Source organism: Paenibacillus paeoniae, from assembly GCF_003388735.1.
Classification (GTDB): domain Bacteria; phylum Bacillota; class Bacilli; order Paenibacillales; family Paenibacillaceae; genus Pristimantibacillus; species Pristimantibacillus paeoniae.
In genome coordinates this window covers 1,077,702-1,104,306 of the sequence record NZ_QUBQ01000001.1, presented here as the reverse complement: position 1 = coordinate 1,104,306, position 26,605 = coordinate 1,077,702, and the positions used below count along the sequence as shown (strand labels likewise).

The 26,605-nt window shown below is 51.7% G+C and carries 25 protein-coding genes; 5 read left to right on the top strand and 20 right to left on the bottom strand.

Annotated elements, in window-relative coordinates; translation table 11 throughout:
* The first annotated feature begins 104 nt into the window (after positions 1-104).
* Positions 105-1,853 (top strand): Rqc2 family fibronectin-binding protein, encoded by a 1,749-nt coding sequence (locus DX130_RS04875; RefSeq protein WP_116045745.1) that lies wholly within the window; start codon positions 105-107, stop codon positions 1,851-1,853.
* A 143-nt stretch (positions 1,854-1,996) separates the two neighbouring features.
* Here the strand turns inward: DX130_RS04875 and DX130_RS04870 are convergent, their stop codons facing one another.
* The 7 genes from DX130_RS04870 to DX130_RS04840 form a co-directional block, all read right to left on the bottom strand.
* Positions 1,997-2,848: a PHP domain-containing protein gene (locus tag DX130_RS04870; RefSeq protein ID WP_116043288.1), complete on the bottom strand. Its 852-nt coding sequence runs from the start codon at positions 2,846-2,848 to the stop codon at positions 1,997-1,999.
* On the bottom strand, positions 2,839-3,750 hold the full coding sequence (locus tag DX130_RS04865; RefSeq protein WP_116043286.1) for a selenium metabolism-associated LysR family transcriptional regulator: 912 nt from the start codon (positions 3,748-3,750) through the stop codon (positions 2,839-2,841). The genes DX130_RS04870 and DX130_RS04865 overlap by 10 nt, the downstream gene beginning before the upstream one ends.
* Before the next feature lie 151 nt (positions 3,751-3,901).
* Entirely contained in the window at positions 3,902-4,339 is a 438-nt protein-coding gene (locus DX130_RS04860) for a hypothetical protein (RefSeq protein ID WP_116043284.1), read from the bottom strand.
* A 195-nt stretch (positions 4,340-4,534) separates the two neighbouring features.
* Positions 4,535-4,798 (bottom strand): YlbG family protein, encoded by a 264-nt coding sequence (locus tag DX130_RS04855; RefSeq protein WP_116043282.1) that lies wholly within the window; start codon positions 4,796-4,798, stop codon positions 4,535-4,537.
* 46 nt (positions 4,799-4,844) lie between these two features.
* On the bottom strand, positions 4,845-5,333 hold the full coding sequence (locus DX130_RS04850) for a YlbF/YmcA family competence regulator (RefSeq protein ID WP_116043281.1): 489 nt from the start codon (positions 5,331-5,333) through the stop codon (positions 4,845-4,847).
* Between the two features lie 73 nt (positions 5,334-5,406).
* The gene (locus tag DX130_RS04845) at positions 5,407-7,422 is read right to left on the bottom strand and encodes a helicase-associated domain-containing protein (protein WP_116043279.1); all 2,016 of its coding nucleotides are present in this window, start codon (positions 7,420-7,422) and stop codon (positions 5,407-5,409) included.
* Complete coding sequence (locus DX130_RS04840) at positions 7,419-9,122, bottom strand: DNA repair helicase XPB (protein WP_116043277.1); 1,704 nt, start codon at positions 9,120-9,122, stop codon at positions 7,419-7,421. The genes DX130_RS04845 and DX130_RS04840 overlap by 4 nt, the downstream gene beginning before the upstream one ends.
* A 172-nt stretch (positions 9,123-9,294) precedes the next feature.
* On the opposite strand from DX130_RS04840, the gene DX130_RS04835 reads away from it, so the two are divergent.
* Positions 9,295-10,146, top strand: a complete 852-nt coding sequence (locus DX130_RS04835; RefSeq protein ID WP_116043275.1) for a thermonuclease family protein — start codon at positions 9,295-9,297, stop codon at positions 10,144-10,146.
* Positions 10,147-10,173: 27 nt separating this feature from the next.
* Here the strand turns inward: DX130_RS04835 and DX130_RS04830 are convergent, their stop codons facing one another.
* On the bottom strand, positions 10,174-11,322 hold the full coding sequence (locus DX130_RS04830; protein ID WP_116045744.1) for an amidohydrolase: 1,149 nt from the start codon (positions 11,320-11,322) through the stop codon (positions 10,174-10,176).
* 289 nt (positions 11,323-11,611) lie between these two features.
* Here DX130_RS04830 and DX130_RS04825 point away from each other — a divergent pair, with 289 nt between their 5' ends.
* Both DX130_RS04825 and DX130_RS04820 read left to right on the top strand, forming a co-directional pair.
* The gene (locus tag DX130_RS04825; RefSeq protein WP_116043273.1) at positions 11,612-11,956 is read left to right on the top strand and encodes a YugN family protein; all 345 of its coding nucleotides are present in this window, start codon (positions 11,612-11,614) and stop codon (positions 11,954-11,956) included.
* Positions 11,957-11,966: 10 nt separating this feature from the next.
* Positions 11,967-13,127 carry an FtsW/RodA/SpoVE family cell cycle protein gene (locus DX130_RS04820; protein ID WP_116043271.1) on the top strand — a complete coding sequence of 387 codons (1,161 nt, stop codon included), beginning with the start codon at positions 11,967-11,969 and terminating at the stop codon, positions 13,125-13,127.
* A gap of 58 nt (positions 13,128-13,185) precedes the next feature.
* Here the strand turns inward: DX130_RS04820 and DX130_RS04815 are convergent, their stop codons facing one another.
* The 6 genes from DX130_RS04815 to DX130_RS04790 all read right to left on the bottom strand — a co-directional run bounded on the left by DX130_RS04815 (position 13,186) and on the right by DX130_RS04790 (position 18,430).
* Positions 13,186-13,566 (bottom strand): Asp23/Gls24 family envelope stress response protein, encoded by a 381-nt coding sequence (locus DX130_RS04815; protein WP_116043270.1) that lies wholly within the window; start codon positions 13,564-13,566, stop codon positions 13,186-13,188.
* Positions 13,567-13,700: 134 nt separating this feature from the next.
* The gene (locus DX130_RS04810) at positions 13,701-13,994 is read right to left on the bottom strand and encodes an Fpa/YlaN family protein (protein WP_116043268.1); all 294 of its coding nucleotides are present in this window, start codon (positions 13,992-13,994) and stop codon (positions 13,701-13,703) included.
* Between the two features lie 141 nt (positions 13,995-14,135).
* On the bottom strand, positions 14,136-14,378 hold the full coding sequence (locus DX130_RS04805; protein WP_116043266.1) for an HPr family phosphocarrier protein: 243 nt from the start codon (positions 14,376-14,378) through the stop codon (positions 14,136-14,138).
* 102 nt (positions 14,379-14,480) lie between these two features.
* Positions 14,481-15,596, bottom strand: coding sequence for an aminopeptidase (locus DX130_RS04800; RefSeq protein WP_116043265.1), 1,116 nt, complete (start codon positions 15,594-15,596; stop codon positions 14,481-14,483).
* 65 nt (positions 15,597-15,661) lie between these two features.
* The gene (locus DX130_RS04795; RefSeq protein ID WP_116043263.1) at positions 15,662-16,381 is read right to left on the bottom strand and encodes a hypothetical protein; all 720 of its coding nucleotides are present in this window, start codon (positions 16,379-16,381) and stop codon (positions 15,662-15,664) included.
* A 153-nt stretch (positions 16,382-16,534) separates the two neighbouring features.
* Positions 16,535-18,430 (bottom strand): diguanylate cyclase, encoded by a 1,896-nt coding sequence (locus tag DX130_RS04790; protein WP_165861162.1) that lies wholly within the window; start codon positions 18,428-18,430, stop codon positions 16,535-16,537.
* 361 nt (positions 18,431-18,791) lie between these two features.
* Here DX130_RS04790 and rpsD point away from each other — a divergent pair, with 361 nt between their 5' ends.
* On the top strand, positions 18,792-19,391 hold the full coding sequence (rpsD, locus tag DX130_RS04785; protein ID WP_116043260.1) for a 30S ribosomal protein S4: 600 nt from the start codon (positions 18,792-18,794) through the stop codon (positions 19,389-19,391).
* 239 nt (positions 19,392-19,630) lie between these two features.
* On the opposite strand, the gene DX130_RS04780 is transcribed toward rpsD, so the two are convergent.
* The 6 genes from DX130_RS04780 to DX130_RS04755 all read right to left on the bottom strand — a co-directional run bounded on the left by DX130_RS04780 (position 19,631) and on the right by DX130_RS04755 (position 26,605).
* The gene (locus tag DX130_RS04780; protein WP_116043259.1) at positions 19,631-20,608 is read right to left on the bottom strand and encodes a Gfo/Idh/MocA family protein; all 978 of its coding nucleotides are present in this window, start codon (positions 20,606-20,608) and stop codon (positions 19,631-19,633) included.
* Between the two features lie 19 nt (positions 20,609-20,627).
* Positions 20,628-21,545 (bottom strand): EamA family transporter, encoded by a 918-nt coding sequence (locus tag DX130_RS04775; protein ID WP_116043257.1) that lies wholly within the window; start codon positions 21,543-21,545, stop codon positions 20,628-20,630.
* 31 nt (positions 21,546-21,576) lie between these two features.
* Positions 21,577-23,052, bottom strand: a complete 1,476-nt coding sequence (locus DX130_RS04770) for a chlorohydrolase family protein (protein WP_116043256.1) — start codon at positions 23,050-23,052, stop codon at positions 21,577-21,579.
* Positions 23,049-24,086, bottom strand: coding sequence for a sugar phosphate isomerase/epimerase family protein (locus DX130_RS04765; protein WP_116043254.1), 1,038 nt, complete (start codon positions 24,084-24,086; stop codon positions 23,049-23,051). Before DX130_RS04765 ends, DX130_RS04770 begins: the two co-directional genes overlap by 4 nt.
* A gap of 72 nt (positions 24,087-24,158) precedes the next feature.
* The gene (locus DX130_RS04760; RefSeq protein WP_116043252.1) at positions 24,159-24,977 is read right to left on the bottom strand and encodes a PIG-L deacetylase family protein; all 819 of its coding nucleotides are present in this window, start codon (positions 24,975-24,977) and stop codon (positions 24,159-24,161) included.
* 89 nt (positions 24,978-25,066) lie between these two features.
* Positions 25,067-26,605, bottom strand: a complete 1,539-nt coding sequence (locus tag DX130_RS04755) for an extracellular solute-binding protein (RefSeq protein ID WP_116043251.1) — start codon at positions 26,603-26,605, stop codon at positions 25,067-25,069.

The following is a 26,605-nucleotide window of genomic DNA, read 5'->3' as shown; positions in this document are numbered from 1 at the left end:
TAAATGTATTCGGACAGCCTATAAAATATCCCAGAGAGGCTTAAGTTTTTGTCTCAAATATGGCATGATAGAATCATACTGCTCTAAAGAGAGGAATAATGATCATGGCATTAGACGGCATAGTCGTCCGAGCGGTCGCCGCAGAGCTTCAGAGATGCGTCGGCGCGCGTATTCATAAAATTCATCAGCCAACCGAACATGACCTCGTATTGGCCGTGCGCGGCGGCGGATTTACTTCCAAGCTTCTGTTGTCCGCCAACCCTACTTATCCTAGAACACACTTCACCACTGCCACCTATGTGAATCCGCTGGAAGCTCCGATGTTCTGCATGCTTATGCGCAAACATTGCGAAGGCGGTCTCATCGAAGCTGTTCGTCAAGTCGGGAGAGAACGAATTATTCATATAGACATCCGTCAAAGGGACGAGCTTGGCGATCTGAATTTCAAAACCATTGTCATTGAAATTATGGGCCGCCACAGCAACATTATTTTGATGGACACAGCAACTGGCGCTATTCATGACGGCATCCATCATGTCACGCCCGCCATCAGCAGCTTCCGGATCGTTATGCCTGGAGTGGCGTATACATCGCCGCCGGATCAAGGCAAGTCGGATCCGCTAGCCGTCTCCGATGAAGATTCTTTCAGAGAACTGCTGACGCAAAGTGCAGACGATACACCTATCCCGCTTCAGCAATCGCTTGTCGCCACGTTCAGTGGACTAAGCCCGTTGCTGGCGAAGGAAGTCGTTTACAGAGCCCAGCTATCTGAAGATTCTGCTACAATTCCGTCATTATGGCACAGCTTCCATGAGCTCATGAACGCCTTCCATGAGGATCGATACGAGCCAACAATCGTTACCGATGCAGCTAGCGGAAAATCCAGCTTCTCGGTGACGCCGCTTAGTCATATTCACGGGACAAGCCTTGCTTTTGATTCGATCAGCGAGTGCTTGGAATCCTTCTACGGCGACAAAGCCGAGCGGGATACGGTGAAGCAGCGCGCATCGGATTTAATACGCTTTGTACAGAACGAGAAGAGCAAAAACACGACTAAAATTAAAAAGCTGGAAGAAACGCTTCTTGAAGCGCAAGATGCGGAAAAATATCGCGTGCTTGGCGAGCTGCTAACGGCCTATATGCATCAATTCAACCGTGGGGACGAATCGATTGAGCTCGTTAACTTTTACGATGAAGAACAAGCTGTTGTCAACATTCAACTGGACCCGCAGCTTACACCTTCCGAAAATGCCCAGCGCTACTTCCGGCGTTATACGAAATACCGCAACAGCCAGACAGTCGTTGCTCAGCAGATGGAGTTGGCGAAAGCCGAGATCGCCTACTTCGAGACGCTGATCCAGCAGTTGAACGATGCTGCATTGTCCGATATCGAAGGCATTCGCGAAGAGCTGGTTCAGCAGGGCTATCTCCGCGAACGCAAGACGCGCGGTCCGAAGCGGAAGAAATCGCAGAACCCGCCCCTTCTCTGCTATACATCCTCGGAGAACATTCTGATCTACGTCGGCAAAAACAATCTTCAGAACGAATATTTAACCAACCGACTAGCCTCTCCGACGGATACTTGGCTGCATACAAAGGATATTCCCGGCTCCCATGTCGTTATCCGGGGCGGAGACTTCGGCGACGCGACGCTGGAAGAGGCAGCTATGCTTGCGGCCAGCTACAGCCAAGCGAAAGACTCCAGCATGGTACCGGTTGACTTCACCTTTATCCGCCATGTGCGGAAGCCAAGCGGAGCGAAACCCGGCTTCGTCATTTATGACCATCAGAAGACGCTGTTCATCACACCTGACACAAATCGTCTCAAAGCTCTGGCATCGGCAGTAAAATAACGAAAAACACGGATCGTCCCGATGGATGATCCGTGTTTTTATGCAACGTTATTCTATTTCATATTGCTTTGCACAACTCCAAGAGCCGACTGGTTCCCCAACCAATCTATGGCCAAGCTGCACTGTACCGTATCTGCTCAAACTTAGCTACGCTGGCTCGCCGCCCTCCGGCGAAGCTGCTCCGCAACGGCAAGCTCTACTCCGCTGCTGCCTAGCGCACCATGATAGCTCACGCCGTTCCGTTCCCCATGGAAATCGGAGCCTCCTGTAATCAGAAGCCCCTGACCTTCCGCAAAGACGCGATACCGCTCTGCATCCTGGACAGTATGATCGGAGTGAAACGCTTCAATTCCCTGAACGCCATCTCGTACCCATTGCTCCAGAAGCTCGTCCCGTCCGTACAACCCCGGATGAGCAATGACGCTCACGCCTCCCGCTTCGCGAATCCAGATCAGCGCCTCAGCCGTAGAGACGCTCTGCACCTGTACATAGGCTTGCGCTCCCGAGCCTAGATAATGTGCAAAGGCCTCATTCATATCGGAGACGACACCTCTTCGAATTAACGCCTCCGCTATATGCGGACGACCGACACTTCCTTTCTTGTCAGCACCAGCTTCGTGAACCTCACTCATCGTAATCCCGATCCCCAGCTCCTGCAGCTTATGCAGAATAGCTTCATTGCGTCGGTCGCGGGCATTCCCGATCCATGCTAGGCGCTCCAGCCACAGCGAGTCATTATTATCGGTATAGTAGGCCAGCACATGGATGTCCGCACTACCGGTTACGGTGCTTAGCTCTGCCCCCGGAATGACGGAAATCGCTAATTCATCTCCCGTAGCAAGCGCTTCGTCAACACCGGCAATCGTGTCATGATCCGTAATCGCGATGGCCGACAAGCCGGCAAGCTTCGCTCTTCTGACGACTTCCGATGGTGCATACATGCCATCCGACGCCGTCGTATGGGCATGAAGATCCGCTCTTCCTCTTACAGCCATTGCTGAAGATCCCTCTCTCTTAGAAAGGTCAGGAACGTAACGGCAGAGATCGGAAGCAGCGCAGACTTCAAATAGATGGAATAAAATTGGCGCTGAAACTTCGTATCCGATACTTTCACTACCTTGATTAGCCCCAAAGCCACTTCATGCTTAACCGAGGATACGGACAAGAAGGAAATACCGAGCCCTGCCTCAACTGCCGATTTAACTGCGCCTGTGCTGCCAAGCTCCATAACAATTTTCAGGGACACCGGATCGATTTTTTTCTTCTTTAATTGTTCCTCCATCACAAGCCTGGTGCCAGACCCCTGCTCGCGCAGAACAACGGCATGCTGCAGCGCCTCGTCCAGTGTGACCGATTTTTTCTCCGCCAACGGATGGCTACTCGGCACAACAAGCATCAACTCGTCACTCATGACCGCTTCCATATGCATGTCGGGATGATTGACTGGCGCTTCGATCAAGCCGAAGTTTAATTGATGATTCAAAATATCTTCCATAATTTGCGCTGTGTTCATCACTTTCATGCTGATGGAGATATGCGGGTACTCCTGCCCAAAGGGCCCTAGCAGTCGGGGCAGTACATATTCGCCAATAGTAAGGCTGGAGCCAAGCTGCAGGCGGCCCTTCAACTGCTTGGTGAAGGCGGACATAGCTTGATCCGTATCCCGAATCAGATCAATACTGTTCCTGGCGTACGGCAGGAGCGCCCTGCCGGCCTCTGTCAGATCAATCTTTTTCGTAGAGCGAAGCAGTAGCTTGGTGCCAAAATAATCCTCCAAGGACTGTACTTGCATGGTCACCGCAGGTTGAGTCATATGCAAAGCTTGCGCAGCGGCGGAGAAACTTCCGCGCTCCGCAACGGTATAAAAAATGTGTAATTGATGAAAATTAAGCGCCATCTATTATCCGTCCTTTCTTTGGCCCTATTATACTACAGACCATCACAGAAGCGACATCATTATGAGGAATTGAAGAAACGCGACCCTCCCGGATCGCGTCTTTATTCCAATATCTGTATTATGTACCGATTAAATTTGGAAAAGTAATTCATCATTTACGCTTCCGGCTGTTTTTGACCAGCGTCATTCTTCTGGAGTGTCTTAGCCAGGAATAATAGGATTTTAGGTCTCTAAGCTCAATCGTCTCCGACATTCTACCTAGAAAGGTAACGACGATCATCTTATGCAGCGAGTTGCCCAGCAGATCAAGCTCTGTAAGCGAATCCGCGAATTCCGCTACAAATACGAGATCCTCATCAATTAAATAAACGTCCTGCTCATTGCGATAGTAAGGTTCGATCCGGCCTTTCTTCAAGCAATCCCATAAGTACTCAGCAATATCTTCGTATCCGGTCTTCTCGCTCTCGATCCGATCTAGCCAGCGACTTTTGGCATGATTGGTAATAATGACGTCAACCACCTTTTTGTCGCCAAGTTCGACATAAAACGACTCATAGGTACTCCATCTTCTCGTCATTTTATCCTTCATCTCGCAACCTACTCCTTCCAAGGAACCAGGGCTTTTATCCTATTTATTTATTTCCATTCTACCATGATTGTCCGATTTTTCAACAATAAAATAAAGTCGGGCCATATATGTCTTAATATGGAAATTATCGATAAAAAAACCGCTTCTCGGCGCTATTTTTGCGCCAAGAAGCGGTTACTTCTACTTTATTCCTAATTACAGGCTGTAAAATCTTGTTTTATCTTCGTTCTCCTTGCTGTACTCCGTTGGAATTTCGGAACGATAGGATCTTTCCACCTTGCGCACAAAAGACAAGCGGCTCATCTGCTTCAAGGATTCTTCCACCTTGTCAGCATTCATATAAAGCACGACATAATGAAGCTTGCGCGACATGAAGTGTACGGAACCGAATCTCTCCAGAGCCCTTGCCGCCTTCAAATCGCTAACCCATACGATAAAACCCGTTCGATCCGGTAACATCTGCTTGCTCCTCCTCCATAACCTCGCGAAGCTTCGCGGTTCAGACTTAACCGCAGCCGCCGCTGCCGCAGCCGCACGATCCGCCGCTGCCACAGCCGCCCCCTTGGTTTCTTTCGTTGCTCGGCACCTTAATATTGTCGGATACCGACTCCGCAATCATGCGGGACACTTCATACAGCATATCGTCCACAGCCTGCTCGGATTCCTTGAATTTGCTTACACATTCCAGGTCCATAAGTTGCTTCTCAATCAGCTTCACCTTATCTTTCGCCTCGTGGTAGTTCGGATGAAACCGTCCGAAGCGCTGACATTCCTCGAATAGCTCCTTCGCCTTGGCGAAATGGATCTGCAGGTCCTTAACTTCCTGGTCCTGAGATACTACTGACTTCCAATATAAATAATCGGTCACTTCCGCCGATTGATTAATCCAGTCCCCCAGCTCGTAAGCGGACAAAAGCAGCGACGCCATATCAAGCGAAGATCTGACGCCATCTTCTTGCACCGACGGAGCTGTCCATGGTTCGGCAACAGGCATTGATCCACCTCTTTTCAATTCGCTTGCTATTAATTTATCATATCATATCCCTCAAGCCAATAGATAGAGGAGGTTACATAATGATCCCGCTAGGCAAAACAAGCTTCATCTCCTCCCACATATCAGGAGTCAAGCGGCTCCGCTCCGCAAGTTCATCGCCAATCAACTTGCCCGTTACAGCCCATTGCTCTCCACGCAGCTCGATCTGCTCCGGCACAAAGTTCCGCAACTTCCCATCCAGGTTAAGCTGCACAGCAGTCTCCATGGCGACTGCTTGCTGGATAAGCTCTTTGCGTGTCGACGCATGATAGCTGCGCAGCTGTCGCCACCATGCTGTAGGCACCCGATCCATGCCGGACAGAATCGTCACGGCTGCAGCCCCTCCCGTCTGATCCAGCTCATAATGCCGCAATGTCATTGGCTCATACAACCATTCGGCGGATTCGAAGCTCCGATCAGGCGTCAATGGCGTATACGTCTGACCAAGCGTCTCATTGAAATCGGCTATATAAGGATAGCCAGCTCCCCCGTCGTCAAGCGCTTGAACAATGCCTTTGCGGGGCGGATATCCCGCCTTGTTCAGCAGCCCTCTGAGCTCGCTTACTCCTGCAGGATCTATAATGAAATCCTTTTCACCTATTCGAGCAAGCACGTGTTCAGCAATCCCGCTCAGACTTATTGCTTGCTCAGCCAGTTCAGCGGTATCGCAACGCAGTAACATGGCCTCTGTGAATGAATAGCGGGACGATCGATTCGCCCATTGTTCCAGCATCGATTCGAGCTGAATCGGCAATTCCGCTTCGCCGCTGGCCTTCGCAAGAAAGTCGGCAACCCCCTCCTTCGTGCGACCATGCTCCAATGCGGCGGCCACGGAGTGGGCGGTCATGCGGTACAATACCGGCTCTTCCCGATGAATTCGCTCGGCGATCAGCTCCAGTTCCCATCTCATGCCGAGACTGCTTCCCGGCGCAACAAGCAACTCTCCGGTCGGCTGTACGATCAACCGGCCGTCAATCGCAGAAGAAAATTCGCGGCGACGGAATAACAGCCCCGTTCCTTCAAGGGCTCCAAGCCGCTCGGCAAGCTCCATCCAGCCAAGTTCATGCAAGAAAGTCAGCCACCGCGTGACCCGATCCAGCATGAGGCCATTCTTGGAAGCTGCTCCGCTACTATGCAATAAGAGCTCCCCCCATTCTGCAACTTCGCTTGCAGAATACCACTTGCCGGCTGAGGCGCTTGCCAGGGCGGCACCGATGTGGACATCCTCTCTGGTCCCTTTGAGCCCATAACCAAAAGCCCAGCTGATCATCGCCTCTTCTCGATCACAGTCGCTCATAGCGCTCCATCTCTGAAGCCCTTCGTGGTCGACGTTAAGCCCCCGCTCTTCTCGTCTCAACAGCCCCATCGCAGCCGCAGCAGCCAATCCGGCAGCCACCGACAAGGGATAAGCTTCTCGCCGTGCGACACTCCACGCAAAATGAGCAAGTCGACCATCCTCAAGTCTTAACGCTTCTTGCAGGCGCTGAATCGTCTTTTTGGGCAAAATGCCTTTGGAAGTAAAGGCGGTCTCCGACTTAACTAATGCAGACAGCATATAGAGTACTCTGCGGCTTAGCGGCTCCTGCGCACCGAGAAAAGTTCCGCTCGCATCCATCAACGGCTGGACAGGCACCGCAATCTCATTCAGAGGACAAGGAAATAGGAGCTGATGCCACAAAAGGAAACTGTCCGTCGGCATAAAACAGATCCGTTCGCCCCACACCTTGGCAGCTGCCAGCACGATGCCCGCTTCCTGGAGATCACGTAAGCCCATGCGCGCCTCCATTCCCGAGAGGGCAGTATGCTCCCGCAGCGCTGCCAGAAGCTTGTCCTCCTCAACTGGTGCAGCACCAACGAGCAGCATGAAGGCCTCCAGCGATCCCTTGGCTGAAGAAGACAGCCTGTCCCACGCTGCAGTAACTGCACTGTGATTCAGCATGGCTTCCTGCCAAGACATGCCCCGGGCAACGACAGCCTCCCATACTGTAGAGCTTTCCAATTGTTTGACGCGTTCAGACGATAACTTATCGCTCAGCTGTGCCAAGTTCATCCGTTAACCACCCCCGTGTGCAATCGGCTCTCACGTGCCTCCGCTGCCGATACTTGCCTATATTCATACCCTTGCTCCAGCATGAACAGCTGTCGTTTAAGGGCAAACTCCGTTTCTTTTGTCCCCTCCGTTACAAGGGTATAGAACCATGCTCGATTGTCGCCTTGTTTCGGTCGAAGCAGCCTTCCCACCCGCTGCGCTTCTTCCTGCCTGGAGCCAAAGCTGCCCGACAGTTGAATAGCAACCGAAGCATCCGGCAGATCGATGGCCAGATTGGCCACTTTGGACACGACCAGCACGTTAATGTTGCCGCTCCTGAACTGATCGTACAGATGCAGACGTTCTTCATGAGGCGTCTCTCCCGTCAAGAGAGGGGCTTCAATCTCACTGGCGACCTCGCGAAGCTGTCCTAAGTATTGGCCGATGACAAGTATCTGCTTATCCCTGTACCGTGCCAGCAAGTCTCTTACGACGGACAGCTTGCCCGGATTCTCCGCCGCGATGCGCAATCGGCCTCTGGGCGCAGCCTCCGTATAACTAAGCTGCTGAGATGCTGTCAGCGGAACTCGAATTTCTGCACAACTGACGGTTGCAATAAAAGCCCCCTTCTCCGCTTCCTTCCACTGCATATCGTATTGCTTAGGTCCAATCAAGGAATAGACATCCTCCGCACAACCGTCCTCGCGCACAAGCGTTGCCGTAAGTCCGAGACGGCGCGTCGCCTGAATGGAAGCCGTCATTCGGAATACGGGAGCCGGCAGCAGATGCACTTCGTCATAGATGATCAGTCCCCAATCCCTTTCATTGAACAGCCCCATATGTGTAAATTCGCCAGCCTTGGACTTACGCCTGGTCAGCAGTTGATAAGTTGCGATGGTTACGGGCTTTACTTCCTTTACTTTCCCGTTATACAGTCCTACGCTATCCTCCGCCAGCGTCGTCTTGTCCAGCAGCTCTTCCCTCCATTGCTCTGCGGAAGTCCGGCTTGAGGTCAGGATAAGCGTTGCAGCTCCAAGCCGGGCAAGCGCGGCTATGCCGATTACCGTCTTTCCTGTCCCGCAAGGCAGGACGACTACGCCGCTTCCCCCTCTTGCTGCTCCATCTTGAATGAATGCCCGAACAGCTCGCTCCTGATAATCACGCAAGGCGAATCGGTTCCCTCGCAGGGCTTGCTCTCTCAAATGAACAGACAAAAACTCGCCGGTATGATAGCCCGCATGATCTATTACGGGATAGCCAAGTCTGCCCAGCTCTTGCTTCAGCAGACCTCGGCAATCCGGCGCCAACTGCCATGTCTCCGGGCTTCTGATCGCCTCCACCCAGCCCAAGATATGAGGAATTCGGCTAAGCGCCTCCAATAGGTCGGCATCGCCATTCAATAGGAGCGTCTCATGCTCGGCAGACAGTCTAAGCTTGCCGTAACGGCCAGCCCAAAGTCGAATCATCCCCTCCGCTTGCAAGGGCACCTCATATTTGGCATGCGTTCTTAGAGCTTCGATCGTCTGCTCTCCGGTCCATCCTTCATCAAGCGCATGCCAGAGCGTCATCGGTGTAATGCGATAGGTATGAATAGAACCAACCCGTTTTCTGACCTCTGCGAACCGATATAGCTGCTCGCGAGCAGTGTGAACGGTGGGGCATCTTTCATCCAGTAATACAGTCAAATCGGACTGCACAATGATTGCTCCATCGATATTCAACGATCATATGCCTCCCATTCTGCGCATTCTCTCTCCACAGTATGAAAGATTTGTCCAGATTTTATCCCCGAGACCAACGTTTCCTTGATCGATTATTGAGGTCATTGTGTGGTATAGTAGAAAAGGATTTATTGAATGCAACCTTCTAAATGAAGCTGGAGGCTATACTTCTATGAGATATTCATTACAATTGTTACTTCTAATGCTCTCCATCATGCTGGCAGGCTGCTCTGCCATTTCGATATCAGCGAACCAAAATGTGAAATCGGATACATGGTATGCGGTGGATGGATACGTGGACGGCGATACGTTCAAAATCACAGTTGGCGATACGAGCAACACGATTCGCATGCTCTATATTGATACGCCTGAGATCAAAAAGGGAAATACTCCTGTACAAAAATATGGACCCGAGGCATCTGCCTTCACCGAGAAGCTGCTGAAGGAATCAGGCGAGGTCAAACTTACGTTCGACAAAGAAATCAAGGACCGTTATGACCGGACTCTTGCCATTGTCGAGCTGAAGGACGGGCGTATTCTGAACGAGCTTCTTCTTCAAGAGGGGCTGGCTAAAGTACTGATCGTTGAACCCAATGTTAAGATGGAAAATGTGTACAAGCAGTTGGAACAAACTGCGAAGCAGAACAAGATTGGGCTGTGGAGCTCTGGCAAGGAGACGAGCCAAGCGGAAATATCCGTTCATAAAACCCATCATATGGGACTTGTCATTGATGTAGATAAGCGGGGAGAGCTCGTGACGATTACGAATACGACGAGCGCAACGATTGATATGGAAGGCTGGAAGCTGATTAGCGTTCGCGGCAATCAGACCTATACGTTCCCTGAGGTCGAACTGCCGGCCAACAGCAAGCTGCTAGTCTCGTCTGGAGACAGCCATGTCAAGGACGCAAACGCCATACTGCTTATATGGGAAGTCGATAATGTATGGAGCAATAACGAACCCGATCCTGCAGAGCTATACAATGAAAACAATGAGCTTGTCGCCTTGTGGGAGGACGAATAATCGTCCTCCTTTCGCAAAGCGGCAAGCTCATTTTGCAGCAATTGAATAGTTGTTGGCATATCCCTCGGCCATACCGACCAGCAGTCTTGCTGAATTCAGCATAGCTCTCTCGTCCATATCGAATTTGGGATGATGATGCGAATAGACGGCGCCTACTTCCGGATTGCCGGCGCCCACGAACATGAAGCAACCCGGCTTCTCGTTCAAATAATAGGAGAAATCCTCGGCCACCGTAATGGCATCCGCCTCCAGGACTCCCTCATCGCCGAAGATCGGTCTTGCAATCTCGAAGAAGCGTTCCGCCTCCGTTCCATCGTTCACGACCGGCGGGTAGCCCACGCGCATATGATACGTGTGCTTGGCTCCGTACATTTCGCATGTATGCCGGACAAGCGACTCCAGCCGATCATGAATCATGTAACGGGTCCTCTCATCAAAGGCGCGCACCGTACCCTTCAATTGACAACGCTCCGCGATTACATTGTTGGTCGTCCCCGCCTGGAAAGAGCCAATCGTTACGACAGCCGGATGCAACGGATTCACATTGCGACTGACGATCGATTGGACAGCTTGTACAAGCGCCGACCCCACTACAATCGCATCAATTGCCCCATGCGGCAAACCTCCATGACCGCCCTTCCCTTCAATATCGATTACAAACTCATCTGCCGAGCTCATGAATGGACCGGGACGGCTTGCTGCGCTTCCATAAGGCAGCGGTGTCCACAGATGAACGCCGTATATAACATCAACCCCGTCTAACGCGCCATCCTTGATCATCTCGACTGCGCCTCCAGGCGTAACCTCTTCAGCAGGCTGGAACAAGAGTCTTCTCTCCCCTGCCAGTTGCCCTCTATTGGCGTTATAGAAGTCGGCAACAGCAAGAAGTGCCGCCGTGTGCCCGTCATGTCCGCAAGCATGCATGATGCCCGGCACCTTGGATGCATATTCGCATTCCTTCTCATCCTGTATCGGCAAACCGTCGATATCCGCTCTTAATGCGACGACAGGCCCCGGAAGCTCTCCCTTTATCGTCACAATCAGACCGTGACCGCCTACATTCTGTCGAACATCGCAGCCCAGTTCCTCCAATCGCTTGGCAATCCAGAGGGATGTTTCTTTCTCTCTAAATGATAATTCGGGATATTGGTGGAGATGCCTGCGCCAGCGGACCATATCCGGATAACGTTCGCTTAGCCTTACTTCCGCAATCGATTCTAGCCGCAATTCGCAACCTCCTATCTATTTGCCATATGATCGTTTCCTGTTTGATACAAGTGTAGCAGATGCCCGTTGCTTTATGGAAGCCTCGTTCACATAATGGCTTGCAGCGCAGGCCACTTTCTTGCAAATGTCACGAAACTTTGCCTTGTCGATAAGGAGTAAGGCTTGCGCTGACTGGGGAAACATACTATCATGAGAAAAGAATGTACAACTATGTCTTGTGAATTTGGGAGGAACTAAAATGATTATTGAGAACTCCGGTTTGAATGGCGTTCAGAGCGAACTTGGCCATTTGGACGAAGCGGCTGACAAAGTCGGCTTTGTTCGCTGGCAGTGGGAATATTATCGCGCTACATACGATTTGAAATTGACAGACCGCACAAGCGGCAGCGAATTTTTCGTTCGCGTGAATACACGCGCAATAGAAGGCAAGCTAGAAAATCCTCATACTGTCCTTAACATTGAAGCCGTATACATCGGACGCTCTACGTTTCCGCATGGATTGGACTATGAGTCGCCGATTCCAAAGCATATTCTGGAGACGGCAACTCAACGACTCGGGCAGTTAAAGCAACAGCTCGTATAACGGGGCTCCTATGAAGAAAGCCTCGCAGAACGTCAGTCGTGGAAGGCCGGACTTCCTGCTTCTCATCATGACGCTGCTGATGGTTGGCTTCGGACTCGTCATGGTATTTAGCGCCAGCTCTGGCGTCGCTGTCGTATCACCCAGATACCACAACGACGCCTTTCATTTCACCAAGCTTCAGCTTGCTTGGGCCATATTCGGCATATTCGTCATGTTTGTTATGATGAACCTGCGTTACCAAGTGTTCAAAAAAGGGTATATGCTGTTGTTCTTGCCCGTACTGATTATGCTCGTTCTCGTTCCCTTTATTGGAGTTGAGATCAACGGCGCACGCAGTTGGTTCGGGGTTGGGAGTCGAGGCATTCAACCTACTGAACCGGCCAAGCTGGCCATTATTTTGTATCTGGGTGCACTTATTACAAAGAAGGGCGAGAAGTTCCGTGACTTCAAGAAAGGCCTCCTTCCGGTCATAATCGTCGTCTGCCTAGTCTGCGGACTTATCATGCTCCAGCCAGATCTAGGCTCTTGCATGATTCTGGCAGCCTGTGCTTCCATTATGATTCTGACTGGTGGCTCCAATCTGAAGCATGTTTTCTCGGCTGCCACGATTGCCGCTATCGCGGTAGGGGCCATGGTCAGCATATCCATGGCGATCAATCCTAATGCCTGGCACTATCGTGTCGCACGCTTCACTTCCTACAGGGACCCCATCGCCAACTTTCAGGATGGCGCATTCCAGCTTGTCTCCTCACTTCAGGCAATGAGCCACGGTGGACTAGTAGGAGCCGGCTTCGGGGAAGGCGTGCAGAAGCTGCACTATCTGACTTATCCCTACAACGATTTTATATTCGCCGTCATTGCAGAGGAACTCGGATTTATCGGCAGCACCATCTTTCTTCTTTTCTATCTCTTGTTCCTATGGAGGGGATTGATCGTTGCACTTCGATGTCCGGATCTGTACGGCACTGTAGTTGGGGTCGGCATTGTCAGCCTGTTCGCGATACAAGCCTTTATTAATATTGGCGGCGTTACGGCTACAATACCGCTTACCGGCGTTACTCTGCCCTTCATCAGCTACGGCGGGTCTTCGCTGCTTGTTTGTCTCATGTGCATGGGCGTCTTACTCAGCATATCCCGAGAATACAATCGACCGGAAAAAGTAAAAAATTGAGTTCATGCAAAAACACGGCACTTTCCATAACGGAAAGTGCCGTGTGTCGTCTGTTTCATTATTTCAATCGTTGCTGCGGTTCGTCCGGCTCTTCTTCCTTGAACGCAACGCCTTCCACCTTCACATTCACTTCAACGACTTGCAGTCCGGTCATATTCTCCACGGACTCGCGTACATTCAACTGAAGCTGGCGGGAAACCTCTTGAATCGGAATGCCATAATGAACAATAATTCGCAGATCAATAGCCGCTTCCAATTGGCCAACCTCAACCGACACGCCTTTTTGAACGTTCTTGCCGCTCAGTCTTTTGGCTAGTCCTTCAGAGATACCGCCAGACATCGCTGCAATACCTGGCGTCTCGAGTGCTGCAAGTCCCGCTATAGTAGCTACTACATCGTCAGAAATACGGATTAATCCAGTTTGAAGGTTCTCGGTCATGTCATCCACTCCTCAATTTGCCATATATGTTCATTGTAATAGAACAGACGACATGAAGCAAGGATTGCTCCCATATTCTGCGGTAGTGCTTACGACTTATACGGGTACAAAAAAGGTAGCCCTTATCAAACAGGCTACCCCTTCGCTTTGCCGTCCAAAGCTTCATACAATACAGCCAAATTGCGTTCCAAACGGTTGATGATATCTTTGCCCGTCGGCTCTGCAACCAAGCCCGCACGAATGGCAAAATCAATCTCTCTGGAAAAACCGTATATTTGTGTATCCAAGACCTCTTCGTATAATGGACATTGACGAGTGGTCAAATTCTCCATCTGTACTTCGATCAGCTTCTCTATCTTACTCGCGTCTTCCTGAAGAAGACGAAGCGCTCGTTCATGCAATAGATCCGTAACCTCCGGTGCAGACATTCTTCTCCCCTCCTGTGCGCGTAACCTGTCAAACTCTATACCCTTTATATTAGACGAAAAGTAGGGAATACACAAGGACAAAACAGAAAAGCGCCTCTTCCAAATGAAAGAGACGCCATTCCTTACCAAACAATACCAATATTAACCGCCGATTACCGTTACGTTCAGGCTGTGCTTGGAAAATACTTCCGCCATAGCTTTCTTCGCTTCTTCAGCATCAGGACCATGCACATGCAACTCGTAAGAGTGGCCCCCCACCAATGTCGTAAACAGCCCAAGGATGCTCTTTACATCGATATATTTGCTGTCGGCTTGCAGTACGATGGAAGAAGTGAATTGGCTAGCCGCTTGAGAAATTTCTACAATTGCTGCGTTATTGGACATGGGGAATCCCTCCATATGATTAGTAAAGCTTTCCTGTCACCATGATACCCCGAAACCTTACATCCTTCAAGAGGTTTGAAGAAAAAAACGCAGTCTATTCCATTATTTCAAATGCTCTGGATTTAGACCCTCTAGCTCAGGGAGTACAAAAATGCCATCTTTGCGGATCAAAACATCATCAAAATAGATCTCGCCGCCGCCATATTCGGGACGCTGAATAAGCACCAAATCCCAATGCACGGAGGAACGGTTGCCGTTATCGGTATCCTCGTACGCCTGACCAGGCGTAAAGTGCAGACTGCCCGCAATCTTCTCATCGAACAGAATATCGTTCATCGGATGAAGAATATAAGGATTGAAGCCAATCGCGAATTCCCCGATATAGCGGGCGCCTTCGTCCATATCCAAAATTTCGTTCAAGCGCTCATTGTCATTGCTTTCCGCTTTTACGATTTTGCCATTTTCGAAAGTGAAGGAGACGTTCTGGAATGTCGTGCCGGAGTACACGCTAGGCGCATTGTACGTAATGGTTCCGTTGACGGAATCGCGCACAGGCGCGGAAAATACTTCTCCGTCGGGAATGTTGCGGTGGCCGCAGCACTTTTTCGAGCCAATGTCTTTGATCGAGAATGCAATATCCGTCCCCGGCGATACGATGCGCACTTTGTCCGTGCGATCCATTAACGCCTTGAGCGGGTCCATCGCCTTCTCCATCTTGCTGTAGTCCAGATTGCAGACATCAAAGTAGAAGTCCTCGAATGCCTCTGTGCTCATATTGGCAAGCTGCGCCATCGATGGGCTCGGGTAACGCAAAATAACCCATCTTGTTTTTTTCACGCGTTGTTCCATATGTACAGGATTGCGGTACAGTTTCTCATACAGGCGCATCTTATCGTCCGGCACGTCGGCAAGCTCATTCACGTTGTCGCCGGAGCGCACCGCAATGTAAGCATGCATATTTTTCATCCGCTCCAGATCCAGCTTCGCCCATAATTCAATCTGCTCCTTCGTCGCATGCTTCAGCATGGTACGCAATACGGAGCGGTCGCTCATCTCCAGAAACGGTCTGCCGCCACGGGCAGCAACTTCTTCAATCAAGCATTTGGCAAGCTCGCGCTCCAATCCGATTATATCAATCAGAACGTTCTCTCCAGGCTGAACGTCTACCGAATATTGCACCAAATTTTGAGCCAGTTTCTTCAATCTTGAATCACGCATAATGTCAGATCTTCTCCTTCTTGTTATCTCTCATTATCGTATCATGATTGATCCATTTTCGCACTTTAGTCCGTTTTCGCGGCAGTGCTCTCAAATGCTTGGAACCGGACTGAGGTATGCCTGTTTTCCTGCAGTTTGCGATCTTTCCGATCATACGTAAAGGTCGTGTTCTCCTCCATCTTGAGAGGAAGCATTCTCTGCTTGTCTACTACGATCTCATAAGCCGTATGCACCTCAAGCGAGCGAAGCATAGCGTCCAATTCCTGTTTGGCCTGTTCGGCTATTTCCTTGCGCTTGGCACTGCCCGCCCCGCTCGTAATAACAACCTCCCCAGTGACCTGCTCCAGCTCCTGCACGAGCACGCCGACCCAGCGGTTTTTGGCTGCATCCCGCTTCTCTACGACGCGCAGTACCAGCGTTGTCGCACCACTGCTATCCCGCTCGCCGCTTCTGACGATCTCCACCGATTCATGGGAGCGATTGAGAGAATCCAGCACCTCCACCGGATTCCAGTACAACGGATCTTGCTTGTCGGACTGAATCGTAAGCTGATGATGGTTCACCACCTTGCCTTCAAACATTTGCGGCTTGAACATGATGCCTTCCTCCATCCCCATGCTCATCGATCCGCTAAACGCATATTGATCCATTGCCGCTAGACCCGAATAGGATAAGCTCAGCCACTCCTCCGGCGTTCTGTTCATCTCAACGACCGAGCAGCCTACTAGTCCAGCGGAAAGCAGCAGCGCGGCGAATAGGGCCCTTAGCTTGTGACGTACATGCATACAATCTCCTCCTGTCTAACCAAGGCATAGACGCTACTAGCGCAATCTGCCGTTCTCTCTGCACTAGCGTCTCTAATTCGCCTCATTATTATTCTGCTACAGGAACAATAAAAACACGAAAGCCGCCCCTCATCAGGACGGCTATTACTACGATTATTCACCAACGATTATACAATTCCGGCCCCTGTTCTTGGCTTCATACAAAGCCATGTCCGCCCGATAGAACAACGATTCTACACTAATCTTTTCATTGTCGAAGGTCCACTCCGACACACCGCAAGATACGGTCACCGTCGGATTGGTTTCCTCAGCCACCTGATTGCGTATCCGCTCCGCTATGCGAAGCGCTTGCTCCGTCCGGATGCCCGGCAAATAAACGGCAAGCTCTTCCCCGCCCCATCTAGCCGCTATATCACCTTGGCGAATGGATGATGCGATAATATTGCTCACCTGAATCAGGATACGATCGCCGACCTGATGGCCATACGTATCGTTAATGCGTTTGAAATAATCAATATCGACCAGAATGAGCGAGCCGAAGGGATCCTTCCGCTGCCTGCTCTGGATTTGTTCGTTCAAATAATGTCGCGCATGCAGTCCGGTCAGCGTATCGGTAATGACCATCCTGCGCACTTCCGCATGCAAGGAAGCGTTCGCAACAGCAAGCCCAATATGCGTACTCATCACTTGAAGAAGTTTGTAGTTGTCATAGGAGAAGAAATTGGCGATCTTGTGGGTTACCAGAATGACGCCAACCACCTCGCCGTCCACGAAGATAGGCGCAGCAATCAGAGAACGCGATCCCGTATTGTCCATCAGCTTGGACGTGACAACGCGCGTATTCCAATAGTCCGATATAATAAGCGGTTCCTTCGTCCGGTAGATCATCCCGCAAAACCCGTATTCCGGCGAAAAATGCTCGCTCGCCATGGCGGGGATATTGCTGGACTTCACTACAAATTCGTTGCTTGTCTTGTCGAGTTGAAGCACACAGCAATAATCGGCATCGAATATCGTCAGAAGCTCGCTTGTCGCAAATTGAAAAATTTCCTTCAAACGAAGAGATTGATTCAGTCTTTTGGTCATCTCATTGATCAGACGCAGTTCATTAATCAAGAGATTGGATTGCTCGTACAGCTTCGCGTTCTCGAACGCGGAACCCGCCGTGTCTGCAAGCAGCAGAAACGCCGGCATATCCGATTCATCCCACTTGCCGCGTCCCAGCGTCAAGCACAGCACGCCATAAACGGCCTGCTTCCCGGTCATCGGAACAGCAAGACGCATCGTGCCGTCACGCTCATGCTCCATAGCCGGCTTGCTCTCCAGGAACGCCTGAGCGACGATGTCATGTGCAGTATTCTTGAATGCCAGGGGCTTTATTCTAGGATCTCCGTCTACATAATCCTGGGAGAGATAGAGATGGACTTCAGAGTTGGGATACAGCGACTCCAGACTCGCCAGCATCTCCGCCAAGACGGAGGATACGTCAATCTGGTCGTAAAGTTGCTTGGCAGCAAGAAACAGCGCATCCCTGTGGCTTGCTTCGCGATCCTTCCGATGCTGCTGCTGAATCAAATCCCTCACGTATAACTGCTCGAATACATGGTAGAAGCAGCTTCTCAGATGGAGCGCAGCGGATTCCAGCTCGCCTGTATACGGAGCAGCGTGATCGTCCCTGAACACATAGAGCAGCACGGCAAATACCGCCCTGTCCGAACGGCGCAACAACGGAATAGCGATCGCATGGCAGCCGTCGGCGCTGTCCTTGTGTGTCGTGCCTTCCCGGAACGCCAACGGAACAACTAACCTTGCCAATGGCTCACGCTCCGCGAAGTCAGGTTCGTCGGCAGGGTCACTGGAGCCGTGGCACAGGATATCTCTCGTATAAATTCCGAATTGTCCCGCACGCAAAGAGACCAGCCCCGAAACCTCCCCTCTCCATCGAAAAAAACTTTCTTCTAATAGAGATGGGAGATAAGGCTCGTCCGCATCATGAATATCTTCATTGGCAAACCAAATGGGAAGTTCCGCCTTTCTTTCATTAACCATGCAGCACCTTACCCTTTCCCGTGAATGCAAGGGACAGCTCACTCTCATTTATTTTATCATACTTTATTTTTAAGAACTTTGCACTATCGTTCCCAAAATTTATAGGACTTTAGACGCTTTTATCGTTATTTGGAGCTCAAAGATCATGCTAGGAGAAATCTTGACTTTTCGCCCCAATTTCATATAATATTAATTGTTGAAAACATGGGCGTACGGTTTTGTGTCACCCTCAGGACATTCGTTCACTGACAAGCCAGCGGCTGAAGCGCTTGACAGGGATGGCAATCATCCATAGAACGTTTATCCGCGCAACACAACCCCATTCTCAAAATTACATTTGATGAAGGAGTTAACAAGACACATGTCACGTTATACAGGACCTAAATTTAAACTAAGCCGCCGCCTGGGCATCTCCCTGAGCGGAACTGGCAAAGACTTGAAACGCCCTTTCCCACCAGGACAGCACGGCCCTAACCAACGGAGAAAGATGAGCGGCTACGGCATTCAATTGCAAGAAAAACAAAAGCTTCGCCACATGTACGGTATGAACGAGAAGCAATTCCGCAACCTGTACAACAAAGCGGCTAAGCAAAAAGGTAAAGCCGGTGAAAACTTCATGGCTTTGCTTGAAAGCCGTCTGGACAACCTGGTTTACCGTCTGGCATTCGCGAACTCCCGCGCTGGCGCTCGTCAGCTGGTAGCTCACGGCCACGTGACTGTAAACGGCAAGAAAGTCGACATCGCTTCCTACACGGTTGCTGTTGGCGACGTAATCGGTTTGCGCGAGCGCAGCCGTGCTCAGAAATCCATCAAGGAAGCTATGGAAGGTCGTCATCACCTTCCGAACTACCTGGAGTTCAACGAGCAAGCAATGGAAGGCAAGTACGTTCGCCTGCCTGAGCGCGCTGAGCTGAGCCAAGAAATCGATGAGAAACAAATCGTCGAATTCTACAGCCGTTAATAGTTGAGACGAAAGAGAGGCCATATGGCCTCTCTTTTTCTTTCCGTCTGCGAGCGGATGATAAACAACATTCGAAGCCCTTTCGTCTCCGATGCGGAGCGCGGAAGGGCTTTTTAGACATGTCCAATTAGACAAGAACTACGCTAGTGGTGCTGATTCAGCATGAGGCCATAAGGAAAAGGAGAAAGGCCTGATGCCCTTCTCCTTCATAAGCGAGCTGTAGGATCTCCGCATCCAGATTACACGGATACGCTCCCTCTCTGCTCCAGCGACTTCGTGATCGCTTCCAGCACGCGTCCGATTACGATACCTTGGCTTAAATTCCAAGCCTCTTTATCGTCTCCGCCAGCTTCAATATCCTGAAGCCACTGCTCCAGCATCGTAAGCGGCCGCGCATTAGCCTGCTGAAGAGGCAGATCCGTCCAGTCCTCGTCACTCAGCTGCTTGACCCGAGCCGAACCTGCATACCCTCCCCCAGTGAACATGCCCTCTGTCCCGAAGAGCTCCAGCGTGAACGGAGACACCGGAGATACGTATCCCATCTCTACTGTAACGAGCAGTCCATCCTTGAATTGAAGCACGCAGACAGCCGTCTCCGGCGTACGGGAAGCCGAAGCGCCGGAAGATATAGCGGTCACCGCTTCCGGCTGTCCCAGCAGCAGACAAGCCATGTAGATGCCATGCAGACCGATGTCCGTAAGCAAACCTGTTGGATCTTCGATAAAATGCGGCGGCAGCATGCCCTTCAGCAGCCCGCCATGGGCATTGCGAATACGCACGCCTGTCAGGCGCCCCAGACGCCCGGAGTCCAGCGTCTGCTTCGCTGCAAGACAGACCGGCTTCTGAGCAAGCGGAAGATCAAGAGCAAAGGGCACCTGCCCGGCGCGTATGGCTTCCGCAACCCGCTCCGCATCCGCGCCATTCACTGCGATTAGTTTGTCAGCCAGCACGGCCTTCCCCGCTGACACCGCTTCCGTAATTAATGCGGCAGCACGATCAGGAGCAGCCGTCACGATTACACCTGCAATCGCGGGATCGGCAAGCAGCTCCTCATGCGACTTGACTGCAAGATTCAATCCCTCTGCAGACGCAGCGGCCAGCTCTTGATTATCGTCGCTGATACATACAAGCTGCGCCTCGCCCTTCCCGGACAGCATAGCCGCATATTCCTTCACATGAAACCCGTTCCAACTGCCTAACACTCCTAATTGAATCATCTCGACACTCCTTCTATCTTTATAAGCTGACTAAAATAACAGCAGCCACCCCAATCATAGCGCCTGTCCAGCCAGCGGCAGTCAGACGCTCTCCATACACTGCTCTTGAAGCGAACAGGAGACCGACGATCACACTCCCGTTAACGCTAGGAAAAAGGAAAGCTCCAGCCAGCTTCGGCGTCAGCCATACGACCAAACCGTTGCCGATGCCTGTCGTAGCCGCTAGGGCAACGATGATTAGCCACGGGAAGCCGCTTGATGGCGTCAGCTGCAAAGCAGCCGCTGGTCTTGCCCTCTCCCCGGCTCTGTTCGTTCTCGCTCCCCGACCTGAAAGAACAAGCGATGCCAGCAAGGCCACAGCAGAAGCCGTCAGGAATCCGATACCGAGAAAAGCCGCCGTCTCTCCGCCAACTGCGATTTGCTGAAGCTTACCGAATACGGACAGCAGCCCATTCAATACAAATGCGCCGAGAGCATAGCCGTACCAGCGTTTCTCTGGACGTGCCGACTCCCCTTTCCTTCCTGCATCCACGACGAGAATGAAATAGAAGGACAAGAGGAAAAAAGCGATGCCGATAACTTGAGGCAAGCTGAGCTTCTCACCCCATAGCACGCTGCTTGCGGCTACCGGAATGAGCATGCTCGCGGAGAAACAGAATGAAGAATAGGATAACGGTCCGCATGACAGCGCTTTGGCGTACAGGATCATCGTCAGGGCAAAGTCGATGCCGTACAACAGACCCGTCCCAATCGATCCCGGACTGATGCGCAGACTGCTGTCAGAGGCCGCCCACGCAATCAGGCAGCCAGCCGCAACAAGCAGCATATAAGCGGCATGGACCGTTAACGTATCCTGCCCTCTGCCGCCTAACCTCTTGAGCAGAAGCGATTGAAGCAAAAACAGGGAAGCTGCCGCAAAAGGCATAAATAAGACCACGAAAACAATCTCCTTCAACTATACATAAATGCTAATCGATAATCGGAAATGCTGGCGGGAACAACACGTCACCGGAACGGCGCTCCTGGTCAGTCTCGGTATAGCAGGCTTTATATTTGTCGAAGCATTGCTGGGCTTTCTCCCGCAGCTCCTCTGCATCCAAGCCCGGCAGCGCAAAGTTTCTCATAACGGTACGCCCATTGATGATGACGTCGCGGACATTCGCGCCGGTCGTGTTCATAATGAGTGTACGGATCGGGTCCTCGATCGGCGTGACGCGCAGCGAATCAAGCTCGACGACGATGATGTCGGCTTTAGCTCCCGGCGCCAGCTTGCCCAGATCGTCGCGTCCAAGCGCCTTCGCTCCGTTTGTCGTTGCAGCGCGAAACAGATCCGCTTCCGTTGTCTTGCGCGCAGCCGCCTCGATTGGCCCGCCATACGGATTGAACAGCTCACCGCGTTCGATAATTCGCGTCAGATTCCAAGCAAAGTTAAGATTCTGGATCATATCCGCCGGATGAGTGTCCGTCCCCATTGTCATATTGACGCCAGCCGCAAGATAATGGCTGAACGAATAGAGCGCCTGGCCGCCATGCGATTCTGCGATCGGGGTATGAACCACCGATGTGGCGGAATTCACGAGCAGTGACATCTCATCTTGCTTAGGCTTGCCGCTTCTCAGCATCGATCCGGTAAGAATAGCATGCGGAATCAGCGTTCTTGCGCCCAGAAATTCCAGATGGGCCAAATATTCAATCGGCGTGCGTCCGTGCCGCTCCATCAAATACTCCGCTTCTTGAGGCGATTCCGCACAGTGCAGACGAATCGGAATCCCTTTGCTGTCGCTGAAGGCTTTTGTCTCTTTCACGACATCCTCCGTCAGGTTCAGCAGCTGACAAGGAGATAGGAATGCTCGGATTAGTCCGTCGAATGAACCGTCGTAATCCTCTGCGTACCGGAAGGCATCCCGAACACTGGCCGGCCCCCGCAGCGAATCGACAGGAGCATGAGGGGAGGGCGACATCCGGTAGCTCGGTCCCAGATACATGCGCATGCCGAGCTCGGCGGCGATCTCTGCCCCGTCAGCCATCTCCTCATACGTCTCCGCCCACGCCCGGAACCCGTCTCCGGCAATCGGCATGCCGGTCGTAATACCATTCATAATAAGCTGGGCGTAGGATAATCGATGCTTGGTGCGCAGCTCCTCCCGGCTGAACAGTTCGGACCTGCGGAAGGTATCCGGATTGCGCCGATACCGGTCTCCCGGTGTTCTTGGCACCGCGACATCAAGAATGCCGTGATCGATATCCACCAGCGCATCCAGATCGATGAAGCCGGGGCTGATAATCGCCAGCCCCATATCCAACTCTTCATCAACCGTTCCCGGGTATTGCTTACCCGTATACAGAATGGTGTCGCCTTCGTAGACCACTTCGCCATTTCGGTATATGACGTGGTCATTGCCCTCATAGCCAATGACGTAAGCAGCTTTTAGCTTTTTTCTCATGATCGAAGCCCCATCTCTTGCAGCAAGCCGCCCAAATGGGACGTTGCCTGCTCCAGCCGCTGGTCACGCTGCTCCGCATAGGATGGCCCCTCATAGATGGCGGGATCAGGTAGAGCGCCACCCAATATGCGCTGCTGGCAGCTCCATGCATGTCTAACGAGCTCGGCTGTCTCCTCTACCGTCAGATCGGGATGGCTGTTGCGCCACTCTGCGACATGCAGATCCAGATGCATGAGACCCTTATGGTCTTCGATCTGGATATGCAAGTCGGGCTGATGCGCCGAGATAATCGAGAAAATCTCCCGGAAGTCGATAAAGCCCTCGCCCGCCGGCTTCACTTGCCGGACCAATCCCGTATCGGAGAAGTACAGAATGCAGTCCTTGGCATGCATCTGATGCACATATGGAGCGGTCCGGCGAGCTACGCTTACCGGGTCCTCCGCCCGCGACACGACATTCGCGGTATCAAACGCTACGCCAAGCACATCCTCGCCAACTTCCTCGATCAGACGCAAGATTTCAAAGGAGGTGATCTCCTCATGCGTCTCCAGATTGATCCGGGTTCCGGTATCTCTGAGCGCGGGTGCAAGCGATTTCAAAAATCGTGCAGTCGCCTGCAGCTGTTCATCCCATGTCACATCGGTCCGGAATCGGTCATAGACGTGATAGCCCGAGTGCTGTCCTTTCCAGCCGGCCGTCACCCCAATCAGCTCCTTCGCTCCCATGAACGCCGCCGCTTCAAGCATTCTCTCCACGGCGCGTTTATAATCGCCTCCTCCAATCGTCCATGCCTCAGGCGTTTCATTCGTATTGAACGGATTGACCCGTCCGATGCCGAAATCCACGTACAAGCCCAGCTCTCTAGCCGTATCAGCAGCAGCCTTTAGCTCGGAGCGATCAAGTGTCGGTGATACAGAAAGAGGCAGCTTGTAGTAGACACCGTCAAATCCTTCCCGCTTTGCTTTCTCAAGCGCTCCTTCAACAGGCAGCTCCTCCTGCAAAAAACCATGATGCATATCAATGCCTAATTTCATGAACGTTCACCTGCCCCATCCTATTCATATTAAAATCTTATTGTCTACGACTCCCCATTCAACGAGACTAGACTAGGAACGAACCATCGGAAATAACTGCTGCAGCTGTTCCTCCGTCGGACGGCTGGCGTACGGTGCGAATTCGAATGGCTCCGCATAACGAACGCGTGAAGCACGCTCCTTACCGTATCCTCTCTCAAGAGCCGGCAGCATCTCATCGCTAACGTCAAAGAACGAGGCCCAACCTGCCAGCAAAAATTGCTTTTTACCCTCCCAATCCTCTGGTACGGGATGATCCTGACCCCAGGAGCTGAACTCGTAAAACTGAGTGGCGTGGGCATCGCAGGCGAGCAGCTTCTGCTCAACCGCTTCCCCGATGTCTACAACAAGATCGGCAGAATATCGATCTTTCATGGAGTAATCCGGCATAAGCAGATAGATCGGTTCCTTCGTCGGAATAGGCGTATCCTGAACCGTGAGCGGCACACGAACGAAAGCCGCAGCATCGCCTACGATATGTCCGGCATAGCGGTTGTCAGGATGTCTGCCGCCTTCCGGATGGAATGTAATGACTACATCAGCCTGAAAGCGGCGGATTTGGCGAATGACCTCTTGACGCAGCTCAATGGTTGGAAGCAATTCCCCATCATGGGTATCCAGCACTTCATACTCGACCAGTCCAAGCCGCTGCTTAGCAAGCTCCGCCTCTCCCCTGCGCCGCTCCACCAGTTCGGAACGATCCATGGTCGGATGCCCGCAGCAGCCATCCGTCAGGGATAGAAACTTGACACGATGACCTAGAGAGACGAACAGCGCCGCCGTTCCTCCTGCATAGATATCCGGCTCGTCGGGATGCGCCCCGATTACCAAAACATTTAACACTTCGTTCATTTCACCCATTCCTTTCACAGAACCCTATTACGGGTGTCATATTGGTAAGGTTGAGAACAGGGCATTGCGTGGCATGCCCTGCATCCCTATTACTTCATAGAATTATTGTAAAGCTCGATCAGCTTTTTCACGCCTTTGTTTTCCATATCCTTCACATAGTTCTCCCAATCGGCATCATTGCCGAGACGACCGAACACAAATCCGTCATGCGCTTTCGCATAGCTGTCCTTAAGCGTTGTAAGCATCATATTTTCTTCTTCCTTCTGGTCGGAAGTCAGCTTAGGCACCTTAACAATCGCCGGGAACCAATGGTTTGTCCGCGCTTCTTCGGTAAGCGATGTTACAAGCGGATTATCCAGCACTTTGGTGAACCAATCATAGGTATACAGCATCGTGTAGTTCTGGTTGGAGGCCCCGCTATCCCACAGCGCCCGCTGGATGCTGGTAGCGCCCGTAATTTTGTCCGTGAATTGCTTCTTGCCGTCTGCTACAGTGAAGGAATCATTCTCCTCGCCCCATGTTACGATTGTATTGCCTTCGTCGCTGTACAAGTAGTTCACAAATGCCAGCAAATCTTCAAAATATGGCTTATTGGCTGCCGAAGCCGGAATGACGATGCCGTGCGGAATGCGCTGCGTGCTGGCAGCCAGCTTGCCGCCAGGGCCTGCAATCGGCGGAATCGGAGCAAGATCAAAATCCGGACTTACGTTCTTCTTGCCATCCGCGTTCAACTGAGCGAGCTCGCTGATCCACGTATAAGTGAATACGCTCTTACCGGTCACCATTTTCTGCTTCCATGAATCGAGACTGGAAGTAAACAGCTCCGGATCAGCCAGCTTCTCGGATACCAGCTTGTTCAGGAACGTCACATATTGCCTGTAGTTATCGCTTGTATAAAGGTACGTGTACGATTGCTGCTGTTCGTCGTAGACAAAGCCGTTATACGATGGGTCGATGCCCCATGCCGCGCCAGACAAGTTGCGAATATTCTCCGCGCGGACAAGGTTCGCCATCGGGAACGAGGAAGGGTCCTTTTCCTTCAGCACTTTCAGCACGTTGTACAACTCATCCATGGTCTCGGGTACGCTAAGGTCATACTTCTTCAGCAAGTCCATTCGAATGACCGGTGCTGTATTATAGAGAGCCGCCTCGTTCATGACCGGAGCCACATACAGCTTGCCGTCCTTCGTACGCCAATTGTCGAGCTCAGCCTCGATCTCGTACTCTTTGATTTTTTTCTCAAGATTCGGAAGCTTATCCATATAGTCGCTAAGAGGAAGCAGTACTCCATTCTGAGCAAATTCCAATACGATCTCTTGCGTAACTTCTGTCACCAGATCGGGAATGGTGCCCGAGCTCAGAACGATCTTGAGCTTGTTCTTATAATCAGGCGAAGGAACGGCTTGCACATCGATCTGCACATTGCCTTTGGCCTGCAATTGCTTGAAGAGCGCCCATTCCTTATTGAACGGATAAGCGGAAGAATCGCTGTACATCATGGACAGTCCAGTTGGACCAGCGGGATCGGAACTCGGCCCCTTGGATGATTGAGAGCAAGCGCTGATTGGCAGCGCCACAAGCAAGGCTGCCAGCGTCGTCATGACCCCTTTGCGAAATTTCGTATTCAT

Bases quoted from the DNA above. Each gene is read 5' to 3' on its own strand.
- DX130_RS04855 (WP_116043282.1), bottom strand. From the start codon at position 4,798: ATGTTACCGGATCGAACGGGTTTTATCGTATGGGTTAGCGATTTGAAG.
- DX130_RS04810 (WP_116043268.1), bottom strand. From the start codon at position 13,994: ATGTCTGCACCGGAGGTTACGGATCTATTGCATGAACGAGCGCTTCGT.
- DX130_RS04820 (WP_116043271.1), top strand. From the start codon at position 11,967: ATGAAGAAAGCCTCGCAGAACGTCAGTCGTGGAAGGCCGGACTTCCTG.
- DX130_RS04835 (WP_116043275.1), top strand. From the start codon at position 9,295: ATGAGATATTCATTACAATTGTTACTTCTAATGCTCTCCATCATGCTG.
- DX130_RS04870 (WP_116043288.1), bottom strand. From the start codon at position 2,848: ATGGCTGTAAGAGGAAGAGCGGATCTTCATGCCCATACGACGGCGTCG.
- DX130_RS04795 (WP_116043263.1), bottom strand. From the start codon at position 16,381: ATGCATGTACGTCACAAGCTAAGGGCCCTATTCGCCGCGCTGCTGCTT.
- DX130_RS04770 (WP_116043256.1), bottom strand. From the start codon at position 23,052: ATGAGAAAAAAGCTAAAAGCTGCTTACGTCATTGGCTATGAGGGCAAT.
- DX130_RS04755 (WP_116043251.1), bottom strand. From the start codon at position 26,605: ATGAATACGAAATTTCGCAAAGGGGTCATGACGACGCTGGCAGCCTTG.
- DX130_RS04830 (WP_116045744.1), bottom strand. From the start codon at position 11,322: ATGGTCCGCTGGCGCAGGCATCTCCACCAATATCCCGAATTATCATTT.
- DX130_RS04765 (WP_116043254.1), bottom strand. From the start codon at position 24,086: ATGAAATTAGGCATTGATATGCATCATGGTTTTTTGCAGGAGGAGCTG.
- DX130_RS04865 (WP_116043286.1), bottom strand. From the start codon at position 3,750: ATGGCGCTTAATTTTCATCAATTACACATTTTTTATACCGTTGCGGAG.
- DX130_RS04760 (WP_116043252.1), bottom strand. From the start codon at position 24,977: ATGAACGAAGTGTTAAATGTTTTGGTAATCGGGGCGCATCCCGACGAG.
- DX130_RS04860 (WP_116043284.1), bottom strand. From the start codon at position 4,339: ATGAAGGATAAAATGACGAGAAGATGGAGTACCTATGAGTCGTTTTAT.
- rpsD (WP_116043260.1), top strand. From the start codon at position 18,792: ATGTCACGTTATACAGGACCTAAATTTAAACTAAGCCGCCGCCTGGGC.
- DX130_RS04850 (WP_116043281.1), bottom strand. From the start codon at position 5,333: ATGCCTGTTGCCGAACCATGGACAGCTCCGTCGGTGCAAGAAGATGGC.
- DX130_RS04815 (WP_116043270.1), bottom strand. From the start codon at position 13,566: ATGACCGAGAACCTTCAAACTGGATTAATCCGTATTTCTGACGATGTA.
- DX130_RS04780 (WP_116043259.1), bottom strand. From the start codon at position 20,608: ATGATTCAATTAGGAGTGTTAGGCAGTTGGAACGGGTTTCATGTGAAG.
- DX130_RS04845 (WP_116043279.1), bottom strand. From the start codon at position 7,422: ATGAACTTGGCACAGCTGAGCGATAAGTTATCGTCTGAACGCGTCAAA.
- DX130_RS04825 (WP_116043273.1), top strand. From the start codon at position 11,612: ATGATTATTGAGAACTCCGGTTTGAATGGCGTTCAGAGCGAACTTGGC.
- DX130_RS04805 (WP_116043266.1), bottom strand. From the start codon at position 14,378: ATGTCCAATAACGCAGCAATTGTAGAAATTTCTCAAGCGGCTAGCCAA.
- DX130_RS04800 (WP_116043265.1), bottom strand. From the start codon at position 15,596: ATGCGTGATTCAAGATTGAAGAAACTGGCTCAAAATTTGGTGCAATAT.
- DX130_RS04875 (WP_116045745.1), top strand. From the start codon at position 105: ATGGCATTAGACGGCATAGTCGTCCGAGCGGTCGCCGCAGAGCTTCAG.
- DX130_RS04790 (WP_165861162.1), bottom strand. From the start codon at position 18,430: ATGGTTAATGAAAGAAAGGCGGAACTTCCCATTTGGTTTGCCAATGAA.